This is a genomic window from Pedococcus aerophilus, assembly GCF_039532215.1.
In the GTDB taxonomy this organism is placed as follows: Bacteria; Actinomycetota; Actinomycetes; order Actinomycetales; family Dermatophilaceae; genus Pedococcus; species Pedococcus aerophilus.
This window is the reverse complement of record NZ_BAAARN010000001.1, coordinates 1-13,009: the sequence shown is the minus strand read 5'-3', so window position 1 is coordinate 13,009 and position 13,009 is coordinate 1. Positions and strand designations below refer to the sequence as shown.

Sequence of the window (13,009 nt, the reverse complement as noted above, 5' to 3'; positions counted from 1 at the left end):
CTACGTCATCCCGGGCAGGGCTGAGTACCACTCGCGCCACTGGCGCGCCGTCGCCGCCCCGTCGTCCCACGATGTGGCCCGCTCCCGTCCCTGCTGGGAGAGCTGTCCGCGGCGCTCGTCGTCGGCGAGGACGGCATCGACGGCCGCGGCGAACCCGGGCGCGTCGCCGACCGGGACGAGCACCCCGGCACCGTCGACGAGGTCGTGCAGGCCGCCGGTGTCGCTGGCGACGACGGGGACGCCGGCAGCCATCGCCTCCTGGACGACCAGGGCCCGTGCCTCCCACCGGCTGGGCAGGACGAACACCTCCGCGGCGCGCAGCCACGCCGTGGGGTCGCCCACGGCTCCGACGAAGTGCACGGGCGCGTCCACCCGCGCGGCCCGCTGGCGCAGCTCGGCGAGCAGGGTGGTGTCGCCGTCACCGACGACGACCCACTGGGTGCGCACCCTCAGCCCGGCGGCCGCGTCGACGAGCACGTCGAGGTTCTTCTGGGGTGCGATCCTCGAGATGGTGAGGACCAGGGCCCCCGAGGCCGGTATGCCGCGTGCGGCCAGGAGTGCCTCGGCACCGGTCCGCCGTTCGCGGACGTCGACGAGCGGGGCGGCTACGAGCTCGGGGACCCGGGGCGACGGGACCGCGGCCAGCCGGGCCGTCCGCGCGCCGTGCGACCGGGCCACGTCCACGAGGTCTGACGAGGCCCCGGTCACGAGGGCTGCCCGCCGCGCCACCGCCGTCTGCACCACCCACGAGGCGAGGCGGGAGACCATGGCGCGGGGACCTGCTCCGCGCAGGACGGCGTTGTGCTGGCTGACGACCACGGGCGTCGAGGTGCCGGTGGCGGCGACCACGGCGAGCAGGCCCGCCTGGTGGCCGTGCGCGTGCACGACGTCGGAGGACCGGGCGAGCCGGTGGAGCCGGCGCACCCCGTCGACCAGGCCCCGCAGGCCACCGGCACGGGTGGGCCACCAGCGCAGCGCCCCGGGCTGGTCGAAGCGCTGCGCCGTGAGCTCGTCGGTGACGAGCACGACGTCGTCGCCGAGGGCGCGCAGGTGACCCGCGAGGTCGACGGCGTGCAGGCCGATGCCGCCGGTGGAGCGACCGACGACCATGGCGATCCTCACGCGGCGCTCCCCCGGCGTCGGCTGCGACCGCGCTCGCGCAGGGCCTTGATGGTGCTGCGGTCGGCGAAGGACATGACCAGCAGGTAAACCGCCAGCGTCACGAAGGCCACGGCGACGCCACTGCCCAGGGCGGACCAGAGGGACGAGGTGGACAGCGTGCGGGAGAGCGCGTCGCCGACGCCGAGGGCGAAGGCGACGGAGACGACCGCGGCGCCGAGGGTGCGTCCGCTCCCGGCGGTGGCCTCCGACCCCCAGGCGTGCCGGACGAGCATGACGAGGGCGAACGCCGACAGCGTCATCCCGAGCGAGGAGCCGACGCCCAGGACGCCCAGCGTGGCCCCGGCCCCTGACCCGTCCGGCAACAGGGCCAGCGGCACGAGGGCAGCCACCGCCCACCCGGCGGCCACGGCCGCAGCCGCCAGGGCAGGGCGTCCACGTACGTACAAGGCCCGCGTGAGCAGGGCGGCGACCCCGAACCCGACGATGCCGGGAGCGTAGGCGGACAGGGCTCCCGGCATCGCTGCGAGGGCCGGCCCTCCCCCGGCGGCGGCACCACGGTCGAGGTGGGCGAAGAAGGCCCCGACCGGACGGGAGACGGTCATCAGCACCGCCGCCGCACCCGCGGAGAGGAGCACGATGCCCTGGACGGAACGGGCGAGGGTGTCCCTGGCCGCCGTCCCGACGAAGGCATCGGGACGCGACGCGGCGGACTCCTCGGCGGCCGTGTGGGCCAGCGTCGGGAAGGCGCTGGTCGCGATCGGCACGGCGAGCACGGCATACGGCAGCAGGTAGACCGCCTGGACGTAGGTGTAGACGTTCACCGTGCCCACGACGTCGGTGCGGTGGTGGGTGATCCACAGGACGGTCAGGACGGCAGCCTGCTGGGCGACGAGCGCCACGACCCCGGCTCCTGCGAGCGACGCGGCCCGGCGAGCGAGTCCGTCCGGGAAGCGCAGGGTCGGTCGCAGGCGGATCCCCGCGCGCAGCACGGGAGCCAGCAGCGGCAGGCTCAGGACGACGACCCCGAGCGTGGTGCCGCCGGCCAGCGTCCAGACGGCTCCGGTCGAGATCGTCGAGGGGCTCGTGGCCCGGTCGACCATGACGCCGTAGGCGACGTACGCGCAGACGACGACCAGGCTCGAGAGCAGGGGCGCCAGGGCCGCGGCGAGGAACCTGCGGCGCGCCTGGAGCACCCCGGCGAGCACGATCCCCACGCCGTACAGGAGGACCTGCGGGGCGAAGAGCACCAGCATGTCCGAGCCGAGGGCGACCTCGTCGGCACCGGCCTTCACGCCGAGCAGGGCTCGGCTCAGCCACGGCGCGAGGAGGGCGAGCAGGATGCTGAGCGGCGTGAGCACCACGACGGCCCAGGTGAGCAGCGCCGACGCGGCCCGGTCGGCCTCGGCGGTGCGCCCCAGCCCGAGCTGGTGGGCGATCAGCGGTACGGCGACCGCCGCGAGCACGCCCCCGGCGGCGACCTCGTAGACGACGTTCGGGATGACGTTGATCGTTTGGTAGACGTCACCGACCTCGGTGGCGCCGACCCCCTTGGCGAAGACCAGCGTGCGTCCGAAGCCGACCAACCGGGCGAGCAGCGTGACGACCGCGATCAGCCCGGCCGCCTTGGCGACGCCGATGCCGATCGACCGGGCGGACCCCGACGAGGCGGGCGTGGCCGCACCAGCGTCAGCGGAACCGACGTCGGCCGAACCGGTGCCCGACGAACCGGTGCTCGACGAACCGGCCGTCATCGGCGGCCCAGGGCGTCGAGGTCACGCAGGACCGGGGTCGACTCGATGACCTTGGTGAAGGACACCTTCTCCGAGGCCAGCGTCAGCCCGGCGAGGACGGCGAGCGACAGCAACCGGCCCCGTCGCCCCGTCGACTGGATGAGTGCGCTGCCCAGCAGGGCTCCGGCACTGTTCGCGCCGGTGTCGCCGAGCATCGCCCGGCCGGCGAGGTCAGGTCCCAGCAGGCCGACCGCTGCTCCGGCGGCCGCCGCACCAGCACTCCGGCCGCCAGTCGTGCCGGCGGCCAGGGCTCCCCAGGCCAGCGTCACCTTGAGGGCCCGGCCGGGGCGCAGGTCGAGGAGGTTGAGCAGGTTCGCCGAGCCGGCCACCACGGCACCCCCGACGAGGGTGTCGACGAGGGCCGGGCGGTCCGCAGCCGGGACCCGGCGGTCGACGAGGACGGCGGTCACGAGCCCGGTCAGGCCGAGGCCGAGGACCTTCACCGCGCCGGTGGTGACCTCGCCGCGCGCCAGGGCGCCCAGGTGTCCCTTCAGGCCCTTGCTGCTCGAGTCCCCGATGAGGTCGTCGAGGGCGCCGAGGCCGGCCGAGGCCGTGGCCGCGAGCACCGGCCCTGGTCCTGCCCCGGCGAGGGCCGCCGCAGAGGCCGCCCCCGCGGCATACGCAGGTCCCTCGAGGAGGGTCACGGAGCCACCGGCGTGGTTCGTGCGGTCCCAGCGCGCTGCGCCTCCCGGCGGGTGGGCGCGCAGCAGCCGCAGGGAGCCGGCGGCGAGGAGACCGGCGAACGCCCCGGTCGCCACGGGGTGCAGCGATCGCACGTCGGACCTACTTCGTCGCGAGCTGCGGGAACGAGGCGGTGGCGTCGCCGGAGAGTCCGTACTGCCCGGCCTTCCCGGCCTCCTGCTCGAGGATGCCGAAGACCACGCTCGCCTGGCCCATCGGCAGCTCACCGTCGTCGACGGTGGACAGCACGTCGGTCATGTCGTTGTCGTCGCGCACCGTGGTGACCACGGAGGTGACGTTCGTGGCGCCCGGGACCGCGCTCGTGCCGGTGAGGACGGCACCCGCTCCTGCACCATCGACGGCCACGGCCAGCTGGGCCAGGGCGGTCGCGCGAGCCGTGCGCGCTGCGGCGTCGGAACCGGTCACGGGACCGGCCACGACCACGGCGACGCTGGCCGGGGTGACGGCCTCCGAGCTGTACTTGATGAGGTCGCCGGTGCGCATCACCTCGAGGGCGGCGGCGGCACCGGTGGACGCCGACCCGGCCTTGGTCAGGATCGACCGGGCCAGGACGGTGTCGAGGACGTCGCCCTCGGCGTCGAGGGGCACCCCCACCTGGCTGGCGAGCTGCTGCCCGAGGCTGCTGCGGAAGGACGCCTTCTCGGGGTCCACCCACGCGTCCTGGACCTGGACCGAGGAGCCGATCTTGGCCCCGGCCGCGATCAGCGTCTCGGTGGTCGACTTCACCAGGCCCGCGTCGGCGCCGGGCAGCACGAGCACGGCGACGGTCTGGTCGGTGAGGCGGGAGGCCAGCAGGCTGCGGTTGCTCGCCGTCGTGAACTCGTCCCGCGCCTGGGTGCCCCGCTCGGCGAGGTCGAGCTGGGTCCGCAGGGTGGCCTTGTCGGCACGCAGGTTCCTCACCTCGGAGGTCAGGGTGTTGCCCAGGTCCTCCTTGAGGGGACCGGCACCGAGCACGATGCCCACGGCCAGCGCGAGGAAGATCGAGACGATGGAGACGAGGTGGTAGCGGAAGTCGATCACGTGACAATTCCTACGACGAAGGACCACAGGTCGTCCCAGCGGGCGCCGAGGACCTGGAGGAGGGCGCGCCCACCCGTCGTCGACCACAGGGCCGCGAACAGGGCGCTCAGCCCGACGAGGAGCATGAGCGTGAGGGCGAGGTTGGAGATGCGGGAGCGGTAGAGCCTGCTGACGCCCTTGGCGTCGACGAGCTTGCCGCCCACCCGCAGCCGGGTGAGGAAGGTGCTGGCCATGCCGCTGCGGCCCTTGTCGAGGAACTCGACGAGGGTGGCGTGCGTGCCGACGGCGACGATGAGCTCGGCGCCCTTGTCGTCGGCGAGGAGCATGGCGACGTCCTCGCTCGTGCCGGTGGCGGGGAAGACGACCGGCTCGACCCCGAGTCGGCGGACCCGCTCGAGTCCGGGGGCGTTGCCGTCGCGGTAGGCGTGGACGACGATCTCGGCACCGCAGCGCAGCGTCGCGTCGGAGACCGAGTCCATGTCGCCGACGATGAGGTCGGGCTTGAGGCCGACGTCGAGCAGCGCGTCCGCACCGCCGTCGACGCCGATGAGGACCGGGCGGTACTCGCGGATGTAGCTCCGCAGCGTCTGCAGGTCCTCCTTGTAGTGGTAGCCGCGAACCACGATGAGGGCGTGCCGCCCGTCGATCTCGGTGGTGATGTCGGGGACACCCACGCCGTCGAGGAGCAGGTCGCGCTCACGACGCAGGTACTCCATGGTGTTCGCGGCGAAGGCCTCGAGCTGGACCGCGAGCCCGGCCCTGGCCTCGGTCATCGCGGCCGCGACGATCTCGTGGTCGAACGCCTGACCGCTGGCGACCACCTCGTCACCGACCCACAGGTCGTCGCCGTCGATCCGGACCTGCGTGCCCTCCTGGAGGTCGTGCATGACATCGGCACCGACGTTGTCCAGCAACGGGATCCCGGCGTCGATGAGGATCTCGGGTCCGAGGTTCGGGTACCGGCCGGAGATCGAGGGAGCGGCGTTGACGACGGCTGCAGGCTTGCAGGCCAGCAGCGCCTCGGCACTCACCTTGTCGATGTCCTGGTGGTTGATCACGGCGATGTCGCCGGGGCGCAGGCGCTTTGTGAGGTTCTTGGTGCGGGCGTCGACGCGGGCCTGCCCGCGGACCCCGGGGACCTCGGGTTCGCGGGCACGCTGGCGGGGGATCTTCAGGGGCATCGGTCCCATCCTCCCACGGCCGCAGGGCAGCTCAGCGCGTCCCACGCGGGGGTGCGGGCCATCGGGGTGCGGTGGCGGCGGGGTTGCGGTGGCGGCGCCCGCTCAGGACGCAGCGGCCGCACTGCGGCGCGCCGAGGTGGTGGCCACGAGCTCACGGGCGTGGTCGAGAGCGGCTTCGCTCTCGCCGCCGGACATCATCCGGGCCAGCTCGCGCAGGCGCTCGTCCCCCTCGAGGGCGTGGATCCCGCTGGACGTGATGTGCCCGTCGCTGGCCTTGCGGACCACGAGGTGCCGGTCCGCGTATGCCGCGACCTGCGGCAGGTGCGTGACGACGACGACCTGGGCGTGCTCGGCCAGGGCGGCGAGGCGCGCGCCCACATCCAGCGCCGCGGCCCCGCCGACCCCGGCGTCGACCTCGTCGAAGACGAAGGTCGGCACGTCGGCTGCGCCGGCGGCACCGGTGACGACCTCGAGGGCCAGCATGACGCGGGACAGCTCACCGCCCGAGGCGGCCTTGGCCACGGTGCGCGCCGGGCTGCCGGGGTTCGCGGCGAGGAGGATCTCGACCTCGTCGGCGCCGTGACGCCCCAGGCCGGAGGTGCGCGGGGTGACCGCCACCTCGACGGTCGCCTGGCCCATCGCGAGGTGCGACAGCTCGGTCGTCACAGCCTTGGCCAGGCGGGCAGCCGCCTTGGTGCGGGCCGCGGTGAGTGTCGTGGCTGCGGTGCTGCGTTCGCGGTCGAGCTCGGCCACCCGTGGCTCCAGCTCCTCGATCCGGCTGTCGGAGTTCAGCAGGAGGTCGAGCCGCGCGGCCGCCGTGCGCCCCCACTCAAGGGCGTCCTCCACCGTCTCGCCGTACTTGCGGGTGAGGACGGTGAGGTCGGCCCGCCGCTGCTGCACCCACGCCATCCGCGCGGGGTCGACGTCCACGTCGGTGAGGTAGGAGCTGAGGTCTGCGGTGAGGTCCGCCACGAGGTACCCGACGTCGGCGAGCCGGCGGTCCAGCTCCCGCAGCGCGGGGTCGTGCTCGACCTCGCCCGCGAGCGCCTGGCGGGCCGCGGCGATCGTCTCGATCGCGCTGGGAGCCGGCTCGGCGGCATACTCCTGCGCCCCACCGAGGTGGTCGTGGGCCAGGGCTGCGGCGATGCGCAGTCCCTCGGCGTGGCTGAGGCGTTCGTCCTCGATGCGCAGCTCGGCGTCCTCGCCGGGCTGGGGGTCGAGCTGCTCGAGCTGCTCGAGGCCGTGCTGGAGGACCTCGACCTCGCGGGCGCGGTCACGGGCCTGCTCACGGAGCATCGCGAGCTCGGCGCGGGCGGCCTCGTGCTCGTCGTGGAGCTGGACGTAGCGCGCCAGGGCCTTGGCGACCGGGGTGCCGCCGAACTGGTCGAGCATGGCGCGGTGCTGGTCACCGTGCCGCAGCCGCCACTGGTCGGCCTGTCCGTGGACCGCGACGAGGTGCTCGCCGACCTCGGCGAGCACGCCCACCGGCGCGGTGCGGCCCCCGACGTGGGCCCGCGAGCGGCCCTCGGCCGACACCGAGCGGATCAGGACGAGGCCCTCCCCCACCTCGGCACCGGCCTCGGCGGCGCGCAGCGAGGCCGGGTGGTCGGCGGCGACCTCGACCAGGCCCTCGACCACGGCGGACGCGGCACCGGACCGGACCAGACCGGCATCGGCCCGGGCGCCGAGCAGCAGCCCGAGCCCGGTGACGACCATGGTCTTGCCGGCACCGGTCTCACCGGTGAGGACGTTGAGGCCCGGGTGCAGGTCGAGCACGGCGTCGTCGATGACGCCGAGTCGTTGGATCCTCAGTTCCTGCAGCACGGGGCCACCCTCTCACGGGGCTCCGACGGCGTCGGCGAGGACAGTCGGCGAGCCCGGTCGTCGGGGCCGGTCGTCGGGGCCGGTCGTCGGGGTCGGTCGGCCCGTCAGGGACCGATCGTGGAGGCGCGGCCGGTGCGGGCCGCCTCCTCGCGACGGGCCTGTCCGCGCCACCCGTGGATGTTGAGGTCGAACTTCGCCACCAGGCGGTCGGTGAACGGCGACGTGCTCAGCCGGGCCAGCCGCACAGGGGTGTCGGACCGGACCACCTGGATGCGTGCTCCGGGGGGCAGGTCGACCGCGCGCCGACCGTCGCACCAGAGCGCACCGGTGCCGAGGGTGTCGGGGACGACCTCGAGGGCCAGGTGGGAGTGCGGCCCCAGGACCAGCGGGCGGGCGAACAGGGCGTGCGCACTGATCGGGACGAGCAGCAGTGCCTCGACGTCCGGCCAGACCACGGGCCCACCGGCGGAGAACGCATACGCCGTCGACCCCGTCGGCGTCGCGACGACGACGCCGTCGCAGCCCCACGTCGTGAGGGGGCGACCGTCGACCTCGGCGACGACCTCGAGCATCCGCTCCCGGTTCGCCTTCTCGACGGTGACCTCGTTGAGGGCCCAGCTGGAGTAGACGGGGGTGCCGTCGACGTGGGCCGTGACCTCGAGGGTCATCCGCTCCTCGACGGTGTAGGTGCGGGCGACGATGTGCTCGACGGTCGAGGAGATGTCCTCGCGCTCGGCCTCGGCGAGGAACCCCACGTGCCCCAGGTTGACCCCGAGCAGGGGCGCCCCGGTTCCCCGCGACATCTCTGCACCACGCAGGATCGTCCCGTCGCCGCCGAGGACGCAGATGAGCTCGCACCCCTCCGCGGGGTTCTTCGCCGTCGCCGGCCAGACCCCGGGGTGGTCGGTCAGCCCGAGCGTGGCGGCCTCGTCCGGCTGCATCACGACGTCGATGCCGGCGGTGTGCAACCGCTTCACCACGTCGGTGGCGATGTCGTGCGCCTCTTGTCGGCGCGGGTGGGCCACGAGCAGGATCCTGCGGCGATCTGCGGTGGTCACGGGGCTCCCTTCAGGCTCACCTGGTCTGCGGTCCTCACCAGAGCCTCCCATCCCAGCGACTCCTCGGCGCGCGGGGTTAGCCACAGGAGGTACTCCGCGTTGCCCTCTCCCCCACGGATCGGGCTCTCGGCGAGGCCCTTCGGATGCAGGCCTGCGTCGATGGCGACCCGCGCCACCTCGGTCACCGACCACGCCCGGTCGCCCTGGCTGCGGACGATGCCGCCCTTGCCGAGGCGGGTGCGCCCCACCTCGAACTGTGGCTTCACCAGCACCAGCGCGTCACCGGAGTCCTTGACGAGCTCGCGGAACGTCTCGAGCACCAACGTCAACGAGATGAAGCTCAGGTCGGCGACCAGCAGGTCCACCGGACCACCGATGTCGTCGGCGGACAGGCCCCGGACGGTCGTCCGGCTCCGCTCCTCGACCCTCGGGTCGTCGGCGAGCTCCGGCACGAGCTGACCGTGGCCGACGTCGAGGGCGACGACGTGGGAGGCATCGTGGTGGAGCAGCACCTGGGTGAACCCACCCGTGGACGCCCCCACGTCGAGGCAGCGCTTCTGCGCCGCAGAAAGCCCCGCGTCACCGAACGCCTCGAAGGCCCCCACGAGCTTGTGTGCCGCGCGGCTCACCCAGCGCGGTCCGGCCTCCCGGACGACGAGGTCGTCCTGCGCCCGCACGGGGGTCGAGATCTTCGTGGCCTCGGTGCCGTTGACGTGCACGTCACCGGCTTCGACGAGGGACCGGGCATGCCCCCGGGAACGCGCCAGGCCCCGCCGGACGAGTTCGACGTCGAGCCGGGTGGTGTCGTTCACTCGCCGCCGAGGTGGGAGAGGCGACCCTGCAGCGTCTGGTGGACCCGGCGACCGGCCTCGATCTGGGCGTCGAGGTCGTCGGCCGGGGCGTCACGCAGGTCCTGCAGGGCGGAATCGATGACGATGTCGCCGGTGGTGTGCTCGCCGAGGTCCGGAGCGTCATGGACGTCATGGACGTCCTGGGCGTCCTGGGCGTCACCGGCAGTCGGGGCCGCGGGGACGGCCGCGGGTCCCGGGACCGGCGGCTTCGGCAGGTGGGCGCCGGGCGCAGGCGGTCCCGGCACGGGCGCACCCGGCACGGGTCGGGGCTGGGGAGTGGGTTCGCTCACGAGGTGGCCTTCGTCGTTCGAGCCTTGCGGGGCGTGGTCTTCTTCGCAGCAGTCTTGTGCGCCGTCGCCTTCTTGGCCGCAGTCTTTGTCGCCGCTGTCTTCGAGGCTGCGGTCTTCGTCGTTGCCGTCCTTCTCGCTGCAGTCTTCTTCGCCGGCGTCGAGGCAGAGGCAGCCTTGGTGGCCGTGCTCTTCGTCGCGCTCTTCGTCGCAGCAGCCTTGCGGGGAGCAGCCTTGCGGGGAGCAGCCTTCTTCGCCGGCGCCTTGGCGGTGGACGTGCTGCGCGCCCGGCGCGGAGCGGGCACGGCAGCAGTGGGTGCCGGTGCGTCGGGTACCTCGCCAGCTGGCGCGGTTGCCCGCGCCGAGGTCGACACCGCACCCGACCTCCCCAGGCTCCCGCGGGAGGCTCCGGCGACCGCCGAGGCACCGGTCGCGACGACCATGGCCTTGAGGTCGGCGAGCTCCTTGGTCACGGTGGTCAGGGTCGCCCGAGCCGCGTCGAGGTCGGCGACCCGCACGACGTCGGCTCGCTTCAGCGCCGACTCGACCTCGCCCTGGACCAGCGCCACGAGGTTCGCACGGTTCGACTTCGCCACGTCGAGGAGCTCCTCCGCCAGGGTCGATGCCTGCACGACCTTGCGCGTCACCCCGTCGGCGCCTGGAAGGCTGAGCAACCCCTGCGCCGCCTCCATGGCCTTGGCCATCGTGAGCTCCCCCAGACCGCTCGCCAGCTGGACGTAACCGCGCACTGACTCGAATGCCATGGAAGACCTCCTGGACGACGTGGCCGGGTGCCACTGCTCGTCGATCACGCTACTGCCAGTCGTCGAGGTCCCGCACGAGGCGTCGGACCGTCTCCGCATCGAGGTCGCCGTCATCGAGGCCCTGGTGCAGGGCCGCGATCCCGGCGCGAGCAGCCTCGAGGGCGGTTCCCCGGTGGGCAACGTCCCACCGCCCGTCGACCACACGACGGCGGTCGCTGCCGCAGACCCACCACGAGTAGTCGGTCTCGGCGGGCTCGTACTCCAGCTCGAGCGCGCGCAGGTCCTCGACCAGGAAGGTCGGGCGCAGCTCGGGTGGAGCGGTCGCGAGACTGGTGACGGAGTCGACACCGGTGAGCACCAGGACCGAGTCCATCCCAGCCTTGACGGCGCCGGCGATGTCGGTGTCGAGCCGGTCACCCACGGCAAGCATGCGGCGCGCCGACATCCCGAGACGGCCCGCGCACAGGTGGTACAGCGGCGCCTCGGGCTTGCCGACCACGACGGGGTCGCGCCCCACGGCGCGACGGACGGCAGCGACGAGGGTGCCGTTCCCGGGTGCCGTGCCGCGGTGGGTGGGCAACGTCCCGTCGGTGTTGGTCGCCACCCACATCGCACCGGCCGTCACGGCGTATGCCGCCTCCGCCAGGTCGGCGGCGGTCACGTTCGGTCCGTACCCCTGCAGCACACCGGCGACCCGCTGGGTCGGGTCGTCCCGCAAGCGGGCCGGTTCGAGCACGCGGAACCCCTTGGCCTGCAACGCTTCGCGGACGCCTACCCCTCCCACCGCAAGCACGCGCGCTCCGTGAGGAAGGTGGGCGGCGAGCTCCTCGGCGCCGGCCTGGGAGCTCGTGGCCACGTCACGACCGCTGGCGTGCAGGCCGAGGTCGGTGAGGTGGGCAGCGACCTCCTCGGGGGGACGGGACGCGTTGTTCGTCGCGTAGACGATCGGCACGGGGAGGGCCGAGAGAGCCCCCACGGCGTGCTCAACCGCATCGGGTCCGCGGTACACCACACCGTCGAGGTCGCAGACGACCGCGGCATACCGGTGGATCAGGCGCGGCACCTAGCGGACGTCTTCCCCGCGGGAAGGGTCGGCGGAACCACCGTCGTGCAGGCGATCGTCGGCGCGACCTCTGGGGTCGGACACATCGGCGTCGTCGTCCTCCTCGCCCTCGAGGAGGTCCGTGAGGATGACGCCGTCGAGCTCGGCGAGCCGCTCCGCGGCATCGGTCTCGAGCTCGTGGTCGGAGTCGGAGGCTCGCGCGAACCACTCACGGGCATCCTCGTCGCGGCCGACCGCCAGCAGCGTCTCGGCGTACGCGTAGGACAGGCGAGCAGACCACGGCTTGCGTCCTGACCCCTTCAGCTGCGGGATCTCCAGGGCGAGCCGGGCAGCCTCGAGCTGACCGAGGTCGCGCCGGATGCCGGAGATGACGATGGCCAGCTCGACCCGGTCCTCGACGGCGAGCGTCTTCGCCTCCGGGGACATGGCCAGCTCGAGTGCCCGCTCCGGCCGACCGAGTCCTCGTTCGCAGTCGACCATGAGCGCGAGCATGTGGGAGGAACCACTCAGCCGCCTCGCGGTACGGAACTCGCTGAGGGCACGGGCCCACTCCCCCTTGCGGTAGGCGACCAGGCCTAGGGCCTCACGGGCCGCGGGCACGCGCCCGGCGCGACGCACTGCCGTCTCGGCGTGGGCCTCTGCCCCGATGAAGTCGTCGACCTCGAGCAGGGCGGCAGCCATCACGAGGTGCTGGGCGACGCCTTCGGCGTTCTCCTTGCTCAGGGTGCGCAGCTGCACGTGGATGGAACGGTCCAGCTCCTTGCCGGTCACGCCCTCGGCGATGCGGGGCTCGGGGAGCTTGGGCTTCTTCGGTGCGAGGCGCGGGCCACCGCGTCGCTCGCTGTTGTCGAAGCTGCCGGCCTCACGGTCGTCGCGGCGTCCCACACCGCCACGCCGTTCGGAGCCTCCGGGGGGACGACCACCGGGGCGGCCACCGCCGGGTCGCCCGCCCTGTCCGCGGTACCCGCCGTCGGAACCGCCACGGTCGGAACCACCACGACCCGAGTCACCAGACCCACCGCGGTAGCCACCGCCGCCCTGGCCTCCGCGGGATCCGCCGGCACCGCCGGGACGTCCACCCGACGACGGACGACGACCCTGGCCGTCACGACCTGACTGGTTCTCGGACACGCTTGCTCCTCGCTGTGCAGTAATCGACTCGCAGTCTACGGACTCGCCCCTGCCCGGGCACTGCCGGTGCCGAGCAGGGCATCCCTGCGATGGTGAGATGTCATGATTTCCGTGGAGCACGACACCGTGAAAACCAAAAGGGCCTTCCCGTGTGGGAAGGCCCTTTTGAAAGTATGTCCGGCTGCGTCCTACTCTCCCACACCGTAACCAGTGCAG

12 protein-coding genes are annotated in these 13,009 nt (G+C 73.3%); all 12 read right to left on the bottom strand.

Features of this window, described 5'->3' with window-relative positions:
* Complete coding sequence (locus ABD286_RS00060) at window positions 1-1,122, bottom strand: glycosyltransferase family 4 protein (protein ID WP_344189035.1); 1,122 nt, start codon at window positions 1,120-1,122, stop codon at window positions 1-3.
* Window positions 1,119-2,873: a murein biosynthesis integral membrane protein MurJ gene (gene murJ, locus ABD286_RS00055; RefSeq protein ID WP_344189033.1), complete on the bottom strand. Its 1,755-nt coding sequence runs from the start codon at window positions 2,871-2,873 to the stop codon at window positions 1,119-1,121. The genes ABD286_RS00060 and murJ overlap by 4 nt, the downstream gene beginning before the upstream one ends.
* Window positions 2,870-3,688: a hypothetical protein gene (locus ABD286_RS00050; RefSeq protein WP_344189031.1), complete on the bottom strand. Its 819-nt coding sequence runs from the start codon at window positions 3,686-3,688 to the stop codon at window positions 2,870-2,872. The genes murJ and ABD286_RS00050 overlap by 4 nt, the downstream gene beginning before the upstream one ends.
* A gap of 7 nt (window positions 3,689-3,695) precedes the next feature.
* Window positions 3,696-4,634 (bottom strand): copper transporter, encoded by a 939-nt coding sequence (locus tag ABD286_RS00045; protein WP_344189029.1) that lies wholly within the window; start codon window positions 4,632-4,634, stop codon window positions 3,696-3,698.
* On the bottom strand, window positions 4,631-5,815 hold the full coding sequence (steA, locus tag ABD286_RS00040; protein WP_344189027.1) for a putative cytokinetic ring protein SteA: 1,185 nt from the start codon (window positions 5,813-5,815) through the stop codon (window positions 4,631-4,633). The genes ABD286_RS00045 and steA overlap by 4 nt, the downstream gene beginning before the upstream one ends.
* 102 nt (window positions 5,816-5,917) lie before the next feature.
* Window positions 5,918-7,639, bottom strand: coding sequence for a DNA repair protein RecN (gene recN / locus ABD286_RS00035; RefSeq protein WP_344189025.1), 1,722 nt, complete (start codon window positions 7,637-7,639; stop codon window positions 5,918-5,920).
* A gap of 104 nt (window positions 7,640-7,743) precedes the next feature.
* Complete coding sequence (locus ABD286_RS00030; protein ID WP_344189023.1) at window positions 7,744-8,697, bottom strand: NAD kinase; 954 nt, start codon at window positions 8,695-8,697, stop codon at window positions 7,744-7,746.
* Window positions 8,694-9,509 (bottom strand): TlyA family RNA methyltransferase, encoded by an 816-nt coding sequence (locus tag ABD286_RS00025; RefSeq protein WP_344189021.1) that lies wholly within the window; start codon window positions 9,507-9,509, stop codon window positions 8,694-8,696. The genes ABD286_RS00030 and ABD286_RS00025 overlap by 4 nt, the downstream gene beginning before the upstream one ends.
* Window positions 9,506-9,838, bottom strand: coding sequence for a hypothetical protein (locus ABD286_RS00020; RefSeq protein ID WP_344189019.1), 333 nt, complete (start codon window positions 9,836-9,838; stop codon window positions 9,506-9,508). The genes ABD286_RS00025 and ABD286_RS00020 overlap by 4 nt, the downstream gene beginning before the upstream one ends.
* Entirely contained in the window at window positions 9,835-10,599 is a 765-nt protein-coding gene (locus ABD286_RS00015) for a hypothetical protein (RefSeq protein ID WP_344189017.1), read from the bottom strand. Before ABD286_RS00015 ends, ABD286_RS00020 begins: the two co-directional genes overlap by 4 nt.
* Before the next feature lie 49 nt (window positions 10,600-10,648).
* Complete coding sequence (locus tag ABD286_RS00010; RefSeq protein WP_344189015.1) at window positions 10,649-11,662, bottom strand: HAD-IIA family hydrolase; 1,014 nt, start codon at window positions 11,660-11,662, stop codon at window positions 10,649-10,651.
* Entirely contained in the window at window positions 11,663-12,547 is an 885-nt protein-coding gene (locus ABD286_RS00005) for a tetratricopeptide repeat protein (RefSeq protein ID WP_344189013.1), read from the bottom strand.
* Between the last annotated feature and the right edge of the window lie 462 nt (window positions 12,548-13,009).

Excerpts from the sequence above, each read along its gene's own strand:
- ABD286_RS00015 (WP_344189017.1), bottom strand. The coding sequence starts at position 10,599 with ATGGCATTCGAGTCAGTGCGCGGTTACGTCCAGCTGGCGAGCGGTCTG.
- murJ (WP_344189033.1), bottom strand. The coding sequence starts at position 2,873 with ATGACGGCCGGTTCGTCGAGCACCGGTTCGTCGGGCACCGGTTCGGCC.
- steA (WP_344189027.1), bottom strand. The coding sequence starts at position 5,815 with ATGCCCCTGAAGATCCCCCGCCAGCGTGCCCGCGAACCCGAGGTCCCC.